Origin of the sequence: Pedobacter montanisoli, from assembly GCF_022809115.1 — a bacterium.
GTDB lineage: Bacteria > Bacteroidota > Bacteroidia > Sphingobacteriales > Sphingobacteriaceae > Pedobacter > Pedobacter montanisoli.
In genome coordinates this window covers 1717401-1735116 of sequence record NZ_JALGBH010000001.1, presented here as the reverse complement: position 1 = coordinate 1735116, position 17716 = coordinate 1717401, and the positions used below count along the sequence as shown (strand labels likewise).

Sequence of the window (17716 nt, the reverse complement as noted above, 5' to 3'; positions counted from 1 at the left end):
CAACCTCCCTTCTCCATCGCCTGCCCTCTGTCCTTACCTCCGTAAGCGGAGTGCAAAGGTAGAAATCTTTTCGGCTTCCGCAAAATATTTCTGAAAATATTTTGAAGTTTTTTTTCTCTGCCACTCCATCTACATCCCTCTCCAAAACTCCCCTTAAGTATCTCTATTAGCTCTTCAACCTGCGTCCCTTACCTCCGTAAGCGGAGTGCAAAAGTAGAAATCTTTTCCCGCTTTCCAAACCAGAACCAAACATTTCCCCATAACAAAACCATAACTGCATAGCTATCAACGAGAAAAAATTAATCTTTAATTTACATCTGCATCATATCTATATAATATAGCAGCTTAAAACAGGGGTTTTAATCCGAAAATGATGTCTTTAAAAGATGGTTTGAAGGTTTGTACTATACTATATATAACAGATTATATAGTTTATGAGACTTAAGGACTATAAATGGCAGAAAGAAATACTGTTGTATAAGGCCTTCACCTTTTATAATAGCCCCGATTGCAACAATAGCCCCGAAGGGCTAAAATATAAAGCGGGAGTTATTACGTTAACCGGAGCTACCAAATTGCGCTCATTATATTAATATTGCCCGGTAGTTAATAAAACCAATGTACACGCTTCTACAGCTTCTATACCATTTTGCTCCAGCATATCCTCTAACTCTGCATTCTCTGTACCTGGATTAAAAACAACTCTTTTAGGTTTGGTTTCCAGGATATAATTATAATACTGAGGTTGTGTTGGCACACCTATATATAATGTAATGGTATCTACATCATGATAGGGTTCTGATGGCTTCTCTATTTTAACCCCTGCCACTTCGCCTTCTTTTACGCCAATATTTATAATAGAATGACCTTTTGCTGTTAACATGTGTGCAGCTTTATAGGCATATCTTTCTGAATTGGTACTTGCACCGATAATTAATGTCTTTTTCATGCTGATACTTTGATATGATTATAAACGTTATTTACCATTAAAAGTTTATTAGTGCATTGGCACAATTTATTCCGTCTATTGCTGCTGATACGATACCTCCTGCATAGCCTGCTCCTTCGGCACAAGGGAATAAACCTTCTACCTGCGGATGCTGCAAAGTATCTTTATCACGAGGAATACGCACCGGTGATGATGTTCTGCTCTCTACTCCTACTAAAATAGCTTCATTAGTATAATAGCCTTTTAATTTTTTACCAAACTGTGGTAAGGCACCTTTTAAGCTATTGCTTACAAAATCTGGCAGGATATTATCTAACATTACACTTTTGGTACCTGGCAGATAAGAATTTTTAGGAAGATCTAAGGATAAGCGATTCTCAACAAAATCTACCATACGCTGTGCAGGTGCTACCAAATTACCACCTCCGGCTTCAAAAGCTGCCTGCTCTATCTGTGCCTGAAAATTTAACATGCGTAGCGGATCGTACCCCGGCACATCTTCTAATGTGACCTGAACTACAGTACCTGAATTGGCATAAGGATTATTTCGTTTAGATGGCGACCACCCGTTAACCACAATTTCATTCAAATCGGTTGCGCAAGGTGCAATAATACCACCTGGGCACATGCAAAAAGAAAAAACACCTCTATCGTTTACCTGCTGTACCAGACTGTAATATGCAGGGGGCAAAAATTCGCTCCTGATATCGCAATGGTATTGAGCAGAATCTATAACAGACTGCGGATGTTCTATACGTACACCTAAGGCAAAAGGCTTTGCTTCAATCAGAATGTTTTTTTGATTTAATAGATGATATATATCACGTGCCGAATGTCCAGTTGCCAAAATAACAGATTTGGCAAAGATCTCTCTCTGGTTATTAACTTCTACTCCCTTTACTTGACCTCCTTCAATAATTAAATCGGTTAACCGGGTATCAAAATGTATTTCACCCCCTGCGTTTAAAATAGTTTCGCGGATGGCTGTGATAATATGTGGAAGTTTATTGGTGCCTATATGCGGACGGGCATCTATCAAAATATCTGCTGATGCCCCATGATCTACAAAGATCTGTAGTACTTTATTGATATCTCCGCGTTTATTTGAACGGGTGTACAGTTTACCATCTGAGTAAGTACCTGCCCCCCCTTCGCCATAACAATAATTAGATTCGGTATTTATTACGCCTTGTTTGTTAATAGCTGCCAGATCGCGGCGACGTTGCTTAACATCTTTCCCTCTTTCTATAATAATAGGTTTTACACCATTTTCAATGCATTGCAAAGCGGCAAATAACCCAGCTGGACCAGCCCCTACTATAATTACAGATTTTGCAGAACCGATATTAGGGTAATGTGTTGCAGAAGTTTCAGCAATAAAATCTTCATCTATATATACACGAACCAGTAAGCGAAAAACTACTTTACGCGAACGTGCATCAATAGATCTTTTTAAAATCACATGCGACTTTATGCGTTCCGGATTAACATTTAAGGTTTCGGCTATTTTTTTAAGGATGATAGATGATTGCTCTACCTGATGCGGGAGCAAGATTATCTCTATATCTTTTTGCATATCTTGGTCGAGTTTTTATCCCGATATACAGCAAAGATACTAATACTCTTTTCTTAAATAAAAAACTAATCATCAATTCGTGTTTCCGATCAAACCGTTTATAACAACTGTCAATTGAAAAAATTAGTTCTTTGAAAGTATGATCTTAAGTATAAACTTCATTCCAATAAAGAGAATTTGCTGAAATAACTACCACGTGGTCTACGGTGCTATAAGCCAAGTGGATAAAGCTACTTCAACAAATTCTCTCCGTCTATAACAAAAATGTATTATTTACTTTCAGTCTTCTTATTTTTCACATACTTTTCTAACCAACGATCCTGCTCCCAAAAAGTATGCAATACTGATTCTCTACTTCTATATCCGTGAAATTCATTTGGTAACATTACTAATCTAACTGTACCTCCATGTCCCTTAATTGCACTGTATAAACGCTCACTCTGAATAGGGAAAGTTCCTGAATTATCATCAATACTTCCATGTGTAAGTAAGAGTGGAAGTTTAATTTTATCGGCATAAATAAAAGGCGACATTTTGTTGTAAAGCTCAGGAGCTTGCCAATAAGTACGGGTTTCTCCTTGGAAACCGAATGGTGTAAGTGTACGGTTGTAAGCCCCGCTACGTGCGATACCCGCAGCAAAAAGTTTAGTATGTGCCAATAAATGTGCGGTCATAAATGCGCCATAAGAGTGTCCGCCAACGCCAACACGGTTTCTATCTACAACCCCCATACCGGCAACATAATCAATTAATGCTTCAGCATTTAAAGTAATTTGCTCTATAAAGGTATCATTAGGCTCTGTTTTTCCTTCGCCAACAATAGGCATATCTGCTTGATCTAATATAGCATAACCTCTGGTTACCCAATATACCGGTGAACGGAATGCCAATCTGGTGAAACGATAAGGAGAACCTTTAACTTGTCCTGCTGCTTCGGCAGTTTTAAACTCACGAGGATAAGCCCAGACTAATGCAGGCAAAGGACCATCTTCTTTTTTATATCCTTTTGGCAAATACAGCACAGCCGATAATTTTATACCATCTTTACGTGGATAAGATAATAATGTTTTTTCTACCCCTTGTAAACTTGGATAAGGATCTCCAAAATTGGTCAATACCTGTTCTTTCCTGGTTTTTGCATTGATTACAACGTAGTTGGCAGGTATAGATGCGGTTTCTCTTGAAATGTAAATACTTCCGTTATTGTTAAAGAATACAGGGCTCTCAAAATAAGGTGCTTTAGATTTAAATAGGGTATCTTGCTTATTAGTCATCAAGTTCCATTTCATTAAGAAAGGACGATCACCCAAAGGAGATGCGCCAGGTCCTATCGTAAATACAACAGGTTGGTTGCCTTTATCAAATAAAATAGTACCATTGGCATTTTGCACAAAACGTCCCGGATCGGTATAGGTATTTTCAGAAGACCTTTTTTCCATCTCTTTAATAATGGCACCTGTTTCTGGATTAATTACCATCATTTTCTCTGTTCTCTCTTTTCTGTTGTTTTCAGAGATGATGGCATATTTTTCATTTCCCCACTGAACGTTCCCTAATCTTTGTCCTTCGCTAGAAGTAAAAATTTTGGTTCCTGTACCTGTAAATGGTGCTTTTAAAGTATATAGTGAAGTGCGTTCTGTATTTCCTTTTCCTTCTGTTTCAGTCCAAACAATTGTTGCTGCAGCATCACTTCTCCACGAGTGTCCTCTTTGACCACCTGTTGCACCATCGAATCCTGTTGCAGACATGGCCAATTCTTTTACAAAATTGCCACTAGCATCTAACACCGCTGTTTGAAAAGGGAAAGAGTTAATAGGAACCAAATAAGAATAAGGTCTTTTTACAGTTTGTACCATTAAGTAATTACCATCTGGCGAATACTTGGTGCTACGATAAATAGCTGGGGTTCCAACTTTAGTGGCTTGTCCGTTAAAATCAACCAATTGAAGTTGGGATGTTAAATAGTAATCCATTAAAACCTCATCATATTCATTCTGTAATAAATACTGATAAGTTCTTGAGGGTGTAACCACTCCAAGGTTTTCTTGAATGATTGGCCCTGTGGGTACAATATCCTGTACTGGTTTGGCCCCACGGGTAGCTGGTATAAATTGAGCAAGAATATGTTTGCCATCAGGAGCCCATTGCAGAGTTTCACCATAGGCATCGTTAAGCAAACCATTGGTTAATCTTGTAGCTTTTAATCCAACAACATCTGCAACCCATAATTCTACACCTGTATAGGTGTTGTTACTAAAGGCAAAATGAGTACCTGCATCGTTCCACGAGATATTAGTTATTCTCATGTCTTTAGGCATTCCGGTAATTTTCATTTCTTTCCCTGTTTTCACATCCTTAAGTACCAGATCCTGATAAACTCCAGAAACCTCTGCTTCAGTAGAATTGTTTGCCGGATTAACTTTAATTCCGGCAATCCCTAAAATAGGCTGTGCAACTTGTTTTATTGGAGCGTAGCCCGGGGCCTGAACCAATAACATCATGCCACCATTTTTACTAAATATGGCAATAGGGGTTTCTGGCGCATCTACAAGTTCCACAATACTTTTTGGGGGCTCTTGATACTTTAAATTTTCTTGCGCAAAACTTAAGACTGAAAAGCCAGTCCCAAGTATTACGACCAAGAATGATTTTTTTATAAACGAACTATATTTCATCTTCTAAAAATTATTTTTTCAGGTATAAATTATTAAATAACATCTTAAAAGTTCCATGTGACTGGGCACGGAAAGTAATTTCAGGTGTATAAACATGAAGTGCTCCTTTACCTATCGGTGCAACAAAAGCAACTACACCTTCTTTAAGATACGATTGTCCCCAGGCCCATCCACTTCTTAAAGCTTCTTCTTTTCCAAACCAAGCCAGAGACTTAATACCTTTAGCGTCTGCATCGATTTTGAATAATGGACTATTGTCGAAAACCATATCAACCTCAGCAGGCATACCCCAATTATCTGGTGCTTTTGTATCAACATACGCTTTTAACAAACTACCTGGAATATAAAACTTATCAGATGGCAGGGATGATTCTTTACCATTTTTTGTTTCTACCAAGGCATTTTTAACCGGTAGATTTAAATGATAGGCTAAGGCTGTACTGCTACCTACAGTAACAATATTCCCCCCATTTTCCATAAAGGTTTTAAGTTGCGGGATAGATTTTTCGACAGTAATGCTACCCAATCTGTTTCTAAATTCTTCTGGAACATCTTCTGGTTTTGGTCCACGACCCATTCCTCTACCCGGACCTGCGTTACCATAAGGCGGAATTCCTCCTCCTATAAATAGGATTACATCATATTTAGCATTTAAATTTCCATTATCAATATCTTGTGGATAGATAACCTGGAAAGGAAAGCGGAATTGTTCGAACATCCATCTAACCCAACCAGATGGCATAGAGCCTCCATATTGATCAAATAAAGCAATACGTGCAGGGTTCAATTGCAGCATATCTGCTGGTTTCTTGCTTACGCCTTTTGCAGCTGTTCCAAATTCCGATCCTGCATTTTTCAAAACGTTATAGCCTTTAGCAGGAATATAAAATGATCCTTCAGGCATATTGTCCTGGCTTTTATTGATTCTATATACAGGTATATTGGCTTTTAAAAGTTCATTTACAGCTATAAAAGAATTGTTAACGTTTGCACTCAATAAGAAACCTGCTGACGACGCAGTGGTTGTTTTTGCAGGCATTGGCTGCAATACTCCATAACCTACCCGTTCAAAAGGTCCATTAAATGCATCTAAAACACGATCAAATTTTACACCCATTGAGAAAGCAAGGGTCCAGCCCGCAGCGTCATACGGACGTACCGGTGGTCCACCCGGGTATTGAAAATCATTTGGATGATCTTGTGGCTCAAACATATCTAGTACATGAGGACGGAATGCCTGATTTGTTTTCACAATATAAGAACCTGCAGGGTAAGTTTTTCCGTTAACCGTAAAGGTAGCTGTAGCACGTTCTACCAATACCCCAGATTTTATCAAGGCATTAACAAACTTCACAGCAGTTGGAAAATCAGTCTGGTCGGCAGAAATAATATATCCTCTGGCATCACGATATATAGGGTTTTTCAGTACTTCATCGTAATATTTCATAGGAATTTGAGCACTTCTACCTCCATCAGCTGCTATTTTCCCATCTTTTTTGTCTTTCTCATAAGCAGCTTCAATAGCAGCAATATATTTAGGCTGTAAAGTCCATGTATCTTTATTTCCCTTCTCTATTGCATTACGGCCCATTACATATATATTATATAGCAACTCGTCGCTCATTCTTCTGGCATAGTCAAGTACGCCATAATTTAAGGATACAGAATAATCGATAGAGTTTCTAAATTTCCAGGCTTGTGGTAATACCGGAAATGGCGTAGCATTGTTAGGAATCAACCTCTGTGGAACAAGTGGAATTTCAGATGGCGTAGGGTTACCTGTAATTTCTGTAAGTAAACCAATCATGTTGTGAAAATATGGAGTAGTTCTAAGCCCACCATTCCACCATGTTGAATACACAGAACCGGCTAATCTGGTATAACCCGGTTTTCCTTCGGAATTCAGTCTATTGATCATGGATGCAGCAACACCATCAATGCCTGTGATCAACAAAGGATCATAAACAAAGTTAAAAGGATCACGATAGGGAGGCCCCGCTACTACCGCTCCTGCAGGAGCCGATTGATGGTGATTATAAATAATCTGAGGCATCCATTCTATATATTGCTGTCTTGCAATATTGGCAGTTTCGCTCATATTCATCATATAAAAATCGCGATTGTTATCATGACCAACATATTTTTGATACAAACGAGGAACACTCATATTCTTTTTGGCATTGTCTTTTTCTGACATGTACCAGTTGGAAACCAATTCTTGTCCATCGGGGTTTACCTGAGAAAGTAGAATAATCACGTTATCCAAAATCTTCATCGTTTCGGGATCTGTACGACTGGTTAACGTATAATAGGTTTCCAAAAGCTGCTGAGTTGCTACGGTTTCAGTAGCATGCAAGCCGCCATCAATCCATATGATAGGCTTACCTTCTTTTGCAAGCTGTGCTGCTTCTTTATCACTAAGGTTCTCTGCTCTTGCTAGTTTCTGGGAGATTTCTTTATAACGATCAATTTTTTTCAGATTTGCTGGTGAAGAGATAACCATTACATATTGGTTACGACCCTCTTCTGATTTTCCGATTTCTTTGAGCAGTACCCGATCAGAAACCGAGGCTACTTTTTTAAAATAAGCCTCGGCCTGCGTATAATTTGCCAATTTATAGTCATCACCTATATTAAAGCCGAAAAACTCCTTAGGTGTTGGAACGACCTGAGCTTTTGTTGGCATAATGCCAACAAAAGCTACAAAAATCGAACTCCAAATAATTTGTTTATAATTCATAATTTATCTGGTTTATTTATTGTCTGTCATCAATTTGTTCAATATCAGTTCGTCAATCGAAATCGGATATATATAATTTGGAGCCGAAGGGGCGGCTGCAGGAACAGAATGCGCCGGTTTAGCAGGAATATCGAGTCCTAAACGCATAATATCCGAATTTCTAATGCCTTCACCTAAGAACTCTATTTGCCTTTCTTTAAGAATTGCTGCAAGAAATTCATCATTATTGGCAAAACTAGCTACAGTATAAGTAGTTGTTTTATCAGACCTGTTTCTTACCGCATTAAGTAAGGCAACTCCTCTTGCATCTACAGTGGTAGTTGTACGTGCAATCGCTTCTGCAAGATTTAACATCACTTCTGAATAGCGGATAACAGGAGCATAATCCAAATAAGGCGTAGCCTGACTAAACTTGGTTAACCATAATTTACCAGTAATCGGGCCCTTAACAAGAAACTTACGTCTATCGTCAGCAGTAGTCCATGTTAGATCGGCAGGAATGCCATTTGGATTAAGCGAATAATTGGCAGAACCATTACTCGTAGCTGAACCTCCATCTGTTTTTCCTGGAAGATAATAATTTCCTAGGGCAGTACCAGGTCTGTCATTGGTAGTAAACGGCATAGATAAAATTGATTCTGTTGTGTTATAAGATCCACCAAATACAGCTTGTATGCTTGCATTTAATGTGTTTTCTACACCTGATGTTGCTTTGAACGGTGCTGCTAACGATACAATTTTATCAGCCTCTGTTTTTACCATAGGATAATCTTGCATACTCAAATACACCTTAGTCTTTAAAGCAATAGCTGTATTTCTGTGTGCTCTGGTTGTGTTAAAATCTGCCGTTGAATATTTTAAAGGCAAATTTTGTTCAGCAAAATTTAAATCATCTAAAATCTGTTCATACGTTTTTTTCACACTACTTCTTGCTAAATCAAAATTGCCGCCACCGGTAATTCCTTTTAATCTTAATGGCAAGCCAGGTTTAGAACCTGCTCCATTCCAAAATGGCTGGGCGTAAAGTTGCAGCAGATAATAATATGAAATTGCTCTTATTAATCTGGCTTCTGCTATATAATTTTTACTTTTCGCATCACCTACTACAGTTGTTCCGTTAAATGTTGTCATGCCGTCAATAAAAACATTGGCAGCATTAATAGCCTGATAACCGGCTTCCCATATATCCTTAACATCATTTGTGGTAGTTTGGGTCTGTAACTGATAAGTTGTAGCTCCAACAGCCGCGTTCAGGTTTGTTGAGATAAAATCTCCAGAGCGGATATCTGTTGCAATAAAGTAAAATGAGCCTAAAAAGCTACCAGACTTTAATCTAACATACAAACCATTTACCTGAGCCTCAATACGCTCAGGGCTTGAAAATGCATCAACATCTGTTATTAATGTAGTTGCTTTCGGATTCAATTTCTCATTTTTCTTACACGAGGTAAAAAGCATCATTCCTATACCTACAATAAGTACGGCTCTGAAATTAAATCTATATATTGTTGATCTTTTAATCATGATCTTTAAAATTAATGTATATTCAATTAATTACCTTCTCTAATTTAGAAACCAAAATTTAACCCAAAAACAATAGTTCTGGCATTTGGCGACTGGTTTTTATCTATACCCTGAGAAATTGCGCTATTTGCGTTTGTAGTAACTTCAGGATCAAATCCGGTGTATTTGGTTAGAATCAATAAGTTTTGTGAACTTACATATACTTTAGTGTGAGATAATTTAAGTTTGCTCAGAAAGCTGCTTGGCAGGTTATAAGATAACATTGCACTTTTCAATCTTAAATAATCAGTAGAACTCACATTAATATCTAATGGAAGTGTGTTACCGTTAGAAACATTATCTCCATTTACAATTCTGGCAATGTCTGTTACATCTCCTGGTTTTTGCCATCTGCGCATCATATCAACTGAGTTGTTCCAGAAACGGTTATCACGCATGGTTGCTTGTGTACCATCCATCATGTAACCACCTAACTGATAGGTAATCAATACATTTAACTCGAAACCCTTATAATTAAATACGTTTGAGAAACCTCCAAATACTTTAGGTGCCGATTGTTTATAGATCACTGCATCAGCAGCAGGTGTAATTGCAGGTGCACGGGTATTATCTTCATATGACCATTGATATGGAGAAGGCGCTCCTGCACCAATCACTTGTTGATACAATACTTTTTTACCTTCGCCATTAATGAAAATACGTCTTCCTGAAGCCGGATCAATACCTCCGGTACGGATTGCATAAATCATACCAGCCGAGTAACCCGGTAAAGTAATGGTAAAGCCATCATTAGAACCTACAATGATACTAGGTACACCATCAGCAAGTTCCAACACCTCATTTTTATTAGTGGTTAAATTAAATGAAGAATTCCAGCTAAATTTATCTGTTCTTACAGGATAGCCACTCAATGTGAACTCAAGTCCTGTATTGTACATTTTACCCACATTTTTAAGGATGGTATTGTTAGAAGAATTAGGTAAACCTACTGAAGGAGGAAGTGGAACAGCGAAAATCAATCCGTCGATATTATTTTTATAATAAGCAATCTCTCCGGTTATCTTACTTCCGAACAGGCCAAAATTTACTCCGATATCTGTCTTTTTACTGGTTTCCCATTGCAAATCAGCATTTCCGGTTGCAGAGTATGATAAGCCTGCTTGTCCGCCATATAAACTGGCCGAATAAGTATTGATGGCTCCAAAATCACTTAATCCGCCAATATTACCTACTTTACCATAACTGGCACGCAGTTTAACGTTGTTAAATACTTTATTTATACTTGAGTTAGCCCAGAAATCTTCCTTGGAAATATCCCATCCACCAGACACACCCCAAAAAGTACCTTTTTTATTGTTGGCTCCCAAAGCAGAGTATTCATCTTGCCTGTAATTGACTGTAGCATAGTATTTCTGTTTATAATTATACTGTAATCGACTAAATAAAGAGAACAAATAATTATCAAACACGCTGTTTGCTGTACCACTTATAGCAACATTTTGCCATCCACCTTGAATATTAGTATATAAAGGATCTGTTTGCCCGGTACGTGATAAGCCAAAACGATTACCTTTAGTAGTCTGTTCTTCTTCTCCTAATAACAACGAGAAATTATGCGATGTTCCAAGCGTTCTATCAAAAGTTAAAGTATTGGTCCAAACCACACGTTCTCTTGTAGTTTGTATGCTAGAAGCACTACCATTGCTTGATATGGCCTCTCCACTATACGGACTCGAGTAATTTTCATTTGTTCCATACCTATAATCAATACCATAAATTGATTGAGCAGTTATCCATTTTAACGGGTTAATCTTAACAAACGCACTAGATTGGATGTTATTTACTTTACTATTTGAGTAGTTGGCATCCATAGAGACTACAGGATTATAAAATCCAAGTCTCGATTGCGAAGATAAATGCCCGTTATTGTCCATAATACCAATAAACCCGGCCGAATTAGAATTAAACGATCCATTGGCATTATAAGGTCCTACAATTGGAGCACTGATAAGGGCTATTCTGGCCATACCACCTGAAGCAGAAGAGTTACCTCTTGATCCGCTAGACATGGCCGAACCATTTACTTCATTATTATAATTTATTTTAGCTCCAAGACTTAACCAAGAAGTGGTCTTATTATCAATATTAAATAAAACTGTTTTTTTGTTAAAATTGGTTTGCTTAAATATCCCATTCTGATCAGTATAACCTATCGATCCATAGTATTTTGTTGTTTCACTAGCACCAGAAATATTAAGATTATTAGCGGTCGAAATACCAGTTTGATATACATAATCAGACCATCTGGTATCAATTTGATTTCCATTCGCATCTAATGAGTATCCATAATAATTAGTGGTTGAATTATAAGTTCCTTCATTTCTTAAGCCCTCGTTTTTTGTTTCGATATACTGAGCAGCATTTAACAATTTAGGCAGATTACTTGCCGTATTAATTGATAAGTTTGAAGAGAAATTAATTTTGGCTTTACCTGCTTTACCTTTTTTAGTTGTAATAAATACTACACCATTTGCTGCACGGCTACCGTAAATACTTGTTGCTGCTGCATCTTTTGCAATGTCAATACTTTCAATATCATTTGGATTGATAGAAGATAATGGGTTATTTTCTGTATTTCCAGATCCTGAATCATCATCCGTTGTAAAACTAGGTATTCCATCAATTACAATAAGCGGGTAAGAACTAAGCGATAAAGAGTTTGTACCCCTGATACGAAATACAGGGGCCTGGTTTAAGTTTCCCGAACTGGCAACAATGTTTACCCCTGCTGCTCTACCGCCTAATGCGCCTTCAAAACTTACCACAGGCTGATCGGCTACGTCTCCACCTTTAACATTTGTGATACTGCCCGTAACTTCAGATTTCTTTTGGGTACCATAACCAATTACAGTCACTTCACCTAAATTTGAGTTATTCGGTTCTAATCTAATGGTTAAATTTGCACCAGCCTTAACTTCTTTTGATTGGTAACCAATATAGGAAACAATCAAAACTGCTTCAGCATCCAGAGCTTTAATAGTAAAAACTCCATTTGGATCTGTTACAACGCCTTGTGTAGTACCTTTTACACGGATGGAAGCGCCTGGTAATGGAAGCCCTTTTTCATCCAAAACTTTGCCCTTTACATCAATTGCAGGGGCTGTGTTCTGATCTTCTTTTCTAGGGGTAATCACTACGGTATTATTTTTTAGCTGGAAGCTAAAAGGTTGCCCTGCTACAGAAGCTTTTAATGCTTCTTCTACAGAAACGTTTACTACATTAATAGACACAGGACTTGCTTTTTGTATCATATCAGAATTGTATAATACTCCATATCCGCTTTGTTGCCTAATTTCAGATAATACATATTCAAAAGAGACATTTCTTTTGGATAAGGTAATGTTGTTTTGTCTTTGTCCATTTGCATTTACCTGAAGAAAGGCTATACTCAAAATGAAAATGGCCAGTTTTTTAAAAGTATGGAGGTTAATGGTAGATGTAGATGTTAAGTTTTCCGGTTCAGAACTGCAAAACATCCTCTTAAACGTGTTGAAAGACTTCATACGCCAATTGGTTTAGGTTTTTAGATACTTAGGGTTGATTGTTGTGATAATATCACGGTTAGTTTTTGTTTAGATAATTTTTACGAACTCACATGGGCAATAAATTTTAAAGATTAACACATTATTTTTTTAGAATTTCTATTTTGTCTTTTCCTGTAGGAGACTTTGTAATCTTGAATTTTAAATCTCCAGCCATTTCCAGCATTTCTAACACCTGAGCCAAAGTAACTTTTCTAGAAATCAAGCCATGATAAGATGAATTGGGCATATGATTGTAGCTCACTTCCATATCATACCAGCGCTCCAACTGTTTCATAATATCTGTCAATGCCAAATTATTGAACATGAAATTTCCCATTTTCCAAGCCATAACCTCTTCTATATTGGCCTTTGCTATTTGGGTGTTCTTTTGGGTTGCTATTGCCTGCTGACCGGGCAGCAAAATATTTGTCTTATTCAAATTCAGATTGGTAATCTGTACACTTCCTTCTATCAATGTAGTTTTAGTAGCTGCATCATTAGCATATGATTTGATGTTAAAATGCGTACCCAAAACTTCTACTTCCTGGCTTCTGCCATCTATATAAGATCGTACTTTAAATGGCATTCTATGTCCATCTCGTTGCTGTGAATTAATTTCGAAATAGGCTTCGCCAGTTAATTCTACCACCCTTTCTTTACCTACAAATGCAACTGGAAATTTCAAAGAAGATTCGGCATTAAGCCAAACTTTACTGCCATCTGGTAAGTTAATCTGATATTGAGTTCCTCTGGGTGTAGAAATAGTATTTATTTCAGGAATATAATTCCGGTCTTTAGTATTATCCTGACGACCTGTTACAGTATATACTAACTGTCCATCAGCTATTTTAATGATGCTTATTCCGGCTTTGCTAGCAATTTTACCAGCAGAAACATCATCTAAGTCAATTTTAGTACCATCAGATAATGTTAGAGTAGCTTTATTTTTCCCAGATGTGATCTCTGTTTTGTTCTTTGCAGAGTGTTCTTTTTCATTACTAGCTGTAAAAATTTGTCTGGTTTGATTTTTAAAAATTTTAATGGATACTGAAAAAATCAGCAATAAGATTGCAGCATAACCTAAAAATCGTTTCCAGGTAATTAAAGGTTTAACTTCTCTATTTATGGAAACAGGCTCGTGGTCTGCTGAAGCATCTGTAAGGATTTTATTGAAGAGCGCTGTGCTTTCTGTTTCGTTAAAAACAGGATTTTTAGGCTTATACTCAGCCCAAGCCATTTGTATTAATATTTTAGCCTCTTCTTTGTTTTCATCTTTTACCAGTAAATCCAGCAGCTCTTCCCTTTCATTATTAGAAAGTTCTCCTGATCGTAGTAATTCAAATAAGTAAAATAAACGAGTGTTTGGCATATAATTCTTCTGAGATATATACCATAAAGACACACAAAAAGAAAAAACGGGATATTCAAAAATATTTAATTTACGAGATTCTCTGTATGTAACAACAATGTTAACAAAGTAATCAGAGATTGATGCATTTTAACATGCTTAACAAGCGCTGTTAAAGCAAGCTTATAATATTTCCGAACCGACTCAGTAGAAATTCCCATCTTTGTTGCAATTTCAGGGTTTTTAATCCCTTTCATCCTATACTTGAACACTTGCTGTTGCTGACTTGGTAACAAATCGATAGATTTTCCCAATAACTCATCAAAATCTCCGTAATCTATTTCATTTGTACCCCAAGAATTTAATTGCTCATTTTTATATACACTATCTGCTTGTTGTGTTTTAGCTATTTTACGAAGTGTATTTAAGGTATGATTGCGACAAATAATAAATAAATAAGCAGTGAATTTTTCTATCTGATCTAAATCTTGTCTGTTTGTCCAAATTTTAACAAATACATCATGTACAATTTCTTCGGTAACTTCCTTAGAATGCGTAAGAAAATACACGTGCTCTGCCAGTTGATTATGATAGGCCATAAACAATTTCCTAAAAGCTTCCTCGTTACCATCAGCAATTTGAGATAGAATGGTAGCTTCATTATGTATCGCTGTTAATGACATGATTTACAAAAGATTTTGTAAATGATTAAATTAGAATAAAAACCTGCCAATGCAAATTCTGGAATGTAACAATTTCTTTAACCAATAGAGACAGTCTGTCAGTTAAATGTTGAGTTATAATATAAGGTATAAATTTTGCGAACAATAGCTAGATATTGAATATATTTAAATTCAATTTACTTTACTAAAAGACATATTATATGAAAAAAGTTTTAATTGGGATTGTTGCCATTGCTGCAACACTAGTATTATTTAGCGGATGCGGTTATAACAGCATGGTTAAATTAGATGAAGATGTAAAAGCCAAATGGGGACAGGTAGAGGCACAATATCAACGTCGTGCAGATCTTATTCCTAATTTAGTTAATACCGTAAAAGGTGCTGCAAAGCATGAACAATCTACACTAACGGCTGTGATTGAGGCCCGCAGTAAAGCAAGTCAAATTACTGTTGATCCAAACAAACTTGATGCAGAAAGCATGGAGAAATACCAGGCAGCTCAGGGGCAAATTTCTCAGGCATTAGGAAGACTGATGGTTTTAACAGAGAACTATCCTGAATTAAAAGCTGTACAACAATTTACTGATTTATCTGCTGAACTGGCAGGTACAGAAAACCGAATTGCAGTAGCGAGAAAAGATTTTAATGAATCTGTACAATCATATAATACAAAAGTAAGATCATTTCCAAATAATATTACAGCAGGTTTATTTGGTTTCGAACAAAAAGCTGCTTTTAAAGCAGATGCCGGTGCTCAAAATGCACCAAAAGTTGAATTTTAGTTTTGTTAAAACATATATTATATAGCCGGGCTGCCATGGGTCATGTCCGGCATATTTTATGATTAATACACATCAGCGCTTCTTTTAAAAAAATTTAAAAAGCATGTCTATTTTCACAACTCAAGAGCAGGAACTTATTACACAGGCTATTGCACAGGCAGAAAAGTCAACATCAGGCGAAATACGTATAGCTTTAGAAAAGCATTGCAAAGGTCATAATGCCTTTACAAGAGCTACTGAATATTTCTTTGAAATAGGAATGGATAAAACAGCACAACATAATGGCGTTTTAATTTACCTTGCTTATGAAGATAAGAAATTTGCCATTATAGGTGATAAAGGCATTGATACCCTGGTTCCCGAAGATTTTTGGGAAACTGTTCAGGTTGCCATGAAAGCGCATTTTTTAAGCGGAAATTTAGTTGAAGGCATTATTGCCGGAATTAGTCTTGCCGGAGAGAAACTGGCTATATACTTTCCTTATCAAAGTGATGATATCAATGAAATTCCTAATGATATTGTTTTTATTGATGAACAAAAGGTTAAATCTTAAAAGTTTTAACCTACTATAACTTACTGAAAAACTATACGATGAAAAAGATCATCACTTTAATTTGCTTTCTGGTATGCTTTAAACTGGGTTTCGCACAAGAAATTCCACCAAAGCCTACTACTCTGGTAAATGATTATACCCATACTCTAACTCCTGAACAAATTAACAGCCTCGAAAATAAACTGGTTGCGTTTGATGACTCTACATCTAACCAGATTGCGGTTGTTATACTCAAATCTGTTGGCGAGTACGATATTAATGATTATGCATTGGCATTAGGTAGGAAATGGGGAGTTGGTGGGAAATCAAAAAATAACGGGGTAGTACTCTTAATTGCTTTAGGCGACAGAAAACTTTCTATACAAACTGGTTATGGATTAGAGGGTGCTTTACCAGATATGTACACCAAACGCATTATAGAAAATGATATTAAGCCTTATTTTAAGGATGGAAACTATTATGAAGGCATTAATGTTGGTACAAATTCCATAATTTCTTTAATTAAAGGAGAATACAAAAACGATAATCCTAAACGCAAAAGTTCTTCTGATAAAACCGGATCGGGTTTAATTGTTTTAATCATTATTATTGTCATCATCATCCTATTAAAACGAGGTGGTGGCGGTGGCGGTAATCAGGTTATTGGCGGACGCGGAGCTGCAAATGCGTTGTTTTGGGCTATGCTATTTGGTGGTGGCCGAGGAAATTCTGGAGGTGGTTTTGGAAGCGGAGGTGGTTTTGGTGGTAGTGGAGGCGGTGGCTTCGGCGGATTTGGTGGTGGTAGTTTTGGCGGAGGCGGAAGCAGCGGAAGCTGGTAAACCGAGTTTCTTCTTTATAGTTAAAGAAAAATTTATCATACTACAAGGTTATATTGTTATTCACTTTATAACCTTGTTTTTTTATTATTGCAGCATGTATCGAAGAGATCTTTTAAAATCAGAAATTGAAAGACTGGCTCAGGTTTTAGCACGGATAATGGGATTAAAGCTTGATGGAAAACCTGATGAAGCGTTGGCTATTTTCAATGAAACCATACAAACCGCCTTTCTTCTCGATGAAACTATTTTAAATAATCCTGATTTAGATCATTTTAAGGATTGGCTGAACAAAGCAGAACTTAGTTCAGAAAAGTTAGATTCATTAAGCGAGTTTCTTTACTATGAACTTGGAACCAGTGCCGAACGTAATAAACTCATTGCTCCAAAACTTAATCTTATTTATCTTCAATTATCAGAGCAATACAAAGTGGTCCATCTGGTTAACTTACATCGTCAGGAAATTATACAACAATATTTATAAGCA

Annotated in this window: 12 protein-coding genes; 4 read left to right on the top strand and 8 right to left on the bottom strand. The window is 36.8% G+C overall.

What is annotated here, in order from left to right:
• Nucleotides 1–589: 589 nt before the first annotated feature.
• The 8 genes from MMF97_RS07720 to MMF97_RS07685 all read right to left on the bottom strand — a co-directional run bounded on the left by MMF97_RS07720 (nucleotide 590) and on the right by MMF97_RS07685 (nucleotide 15079).
• On the bottom strand, nucleotides 590–949 hold the full coding sequence (locus MMF97_RS07720; protein WP_243361135.1) for a CoA-binding protein: 360 nt from the start codon (nucleotides 947–949) through the stop codon (nucleotides 590–592).
• Nucleotides 950–986: 37 nt separating this feature from the next.
• On the bottom strand, nucleotides 987–2525 hold the full coding sequence (locus MMF97_RS07715) for an NAD(P)/FAD-dependent oxidoreductase (protein ID WP_243361134.1): 1539 nt from the start codon (nucleotides 2523–2525) through the stop codon (nucleotides 987–989).
• A 269-nt stretch (nucleotides 2526–2794) separates the two neighbouring features.
• Nucleotides 2795–5083: a S9 family peptidase gene (locus tag MMF97_RS07710; protein ID WP_243361132.1), complete on the bottom strand. Its 2289-nt coding sequence runs from the start codon at nucleotides 5081–5083 to the stop codon at nucleotides 2795–2797.
• 127 nt (nucleotides 5084–5210) lie between these two features.
• Nucleotides 5211–7940 (bottom strand): M14 family metallopeptidase, encoded by a 2730-nt coding sequence (locus MMF97_RS07705; protein WP_243361130.1) that lies wholly within the window; start codon nucleotides 7938–7940, stop codon nucleotides 5211–5213.
• Between the two features lie 12 nt (nucleotides 7941–7952).
• Entirely contained in the window at nucleotides 7953–9464 is a 1512-nt protein-coding gene (locus MMF97_RS07700; RefSeq protein ID WP_243361129.1) for a RagB/SusD family nutrient uptake outer membrane protein, read from the bottom strand.
• Between the two features lie 44 nt (nucleotides 9465–9508).
• Nucleotides 9509–13027: a SusC/RagA family TonB-linked outer membrane protein gene (locus tag MMF97_RS07695; protein ID WP_243361127.1), complete on the bottom strand. Its 3519-nt coding sequence runs from the start codon at nucleotides 13025–13027 to the stop codon at nucleotides 9509–9511.
• Between the two features lie 121 nt (nucleotides 13028–13148).
• Nucleotides 13149–14417 carry a FecR family protein gene (locus MMF97_RS07690; RefSeq protein WP_243361125.1) on the bottom strand — a complete coding sequence of 423 codons (1269 nt, stop codon included), beginning with the start codon at nucleotides 14415–14417 and terminating at the stop codon, nucleotides 13149–13151.
• Nucleotides 14418–14482: 65 nt separating this feature from the next.
• On the bottom strand, nucleotides 14483–15079 hold the full coding sequence (locus MMF97_RS07685) for a sigma-70 family RNA polymerase sigma factor (protein WP_243361123.1): 597 nt from the start codon (nucleotides 15077–15079) through the stop codon (nucleotides 14483–14485).
• 200 nt (nucleotides 15080–15279) lie between these two features.
• On the opposite strand from MMF97_RS07685, the gene MMF97_RS07680 reads away from it, so the two are divergent.
• From MMF97_RS07680 to MMF97_RS07665, 4 genes are all read left to right on the top strand, one after another.
• Entirely contained in the window at nucleotides 15280–15861 is a 582-nt protein-coding gene (locus MMF97_RS07680; RefSeq protein WP_243361122.1) for a LemA family protein, read from the top strand.
• Nucleotides 15862–15964: 103 nt separating this feature from the next.
• Complete coding sequence (locus MMF97_RS07675) at nucleotides 15965–16414, top strand: TPM domain-containing protein (RefSeq protein WP_243361120.1); 450 nt, start codon at nucleotides 15965–15967, stop codon at nucleotides 16412–16414.
• Between the two features lie 38 nt (nucleotides 16415–16452).
• The gene (locus MMF97_RS07670) at nucleotides 16453–17232 is read left to right on the top strand and encodes a TPM domain-containing protein (protein WP_243361119.1); all 780 of its coding nucleotides are present in this window, start codon (nucleotides 16453–16455) and stop codon (nucleotides 17230–17232) included.
• On the top strand, nucleotides 17135–17713 hold the full coding sequence (locus MMF97_RS07665) for a hypothetical protein (protein WP_243361192.1): 579 nt from the start codon (nucleotides 17135–17137) through the stop codon (nucleotides 17711–17713). Before MMF97_RS07670 ends, MMF97_RS07665 begins: the two co-directional genes overlap by 98 nt.
• Nucleotides 17714–17716 lie beyond the last annotated feature (3 nt).

Bases quoted from the DNA above. Each gene is read 5' to 3' on its own strand.
- MMF97_RS07720 (WP_243361135.1), bottom strand. From the start codon at position 949: ATGAAAAAGACATTAATTATCGGTGCAAGTACCAATTCAGAAAGATAT.
- MMF97_RS07680 (WP_243361122.1), top strand. From the start codon at position 15,280: ATGAAAAAAGTTTTAATTGGGATTGTTGCCATTGCTGCAACACTAGTA.
- MMF97_RS07675 (WP_243361120.1), top strand. From the start codon at position 15,965: ATGTCTATTTTCACAACTCAAGAGCAGGAACTTATTACACAGGCTATT.
- MMF97_RS07695 (WP_243361127.1), bottom strand. From the start codon at position 13,027: ATGAAGTCTTTCAACACGTTTAAGAGGATGTTTTGCAGTTCTGAACCG.
- MMF97_RS07705 (WP_243361130.1), bottom strand. From the start codon at position 7,940: ATGAATTATAAACAAATTATTTGGAGTTCGATTTTTGTAGCTTTTGTT.
- MMF97_RS07685 (WP_243361123.1), bottom strand. From the start codon at position 15,079: ATGTCATTAACAGCGATACATAATGAAGCTACCATTCTATCTCAAATT.
- MMF97_RS07700 (WP_243361129.1), bottom strand. From the start codon at position 9,464: ATGATTAAAAGATCAACAATATATAGATTTAATTTCAGAGCCGTACTT.
- MMF97_RS07670 (WP_243361119.1), top strand. From the start codon at position 16,453: ATGAAAAAGATCATCACTTTAATTTGCTTTCTGGTATGCTTTAAACTG.
- MMF97_RS07715 (WP_243361134.1), bottom strand. From the start codon at position 2,525: ATGCAAAAAGATATAGAGATAATCTTGCTCCCGCATCAGGTAGAGCAA.
- MMF97_RS07690 (WP_243361125.1), bottom strand. From the start codon at position 14,417: ATGCCAAACACTCGTTTATTTTACTTATTTGAATTACTACGATCAGGA.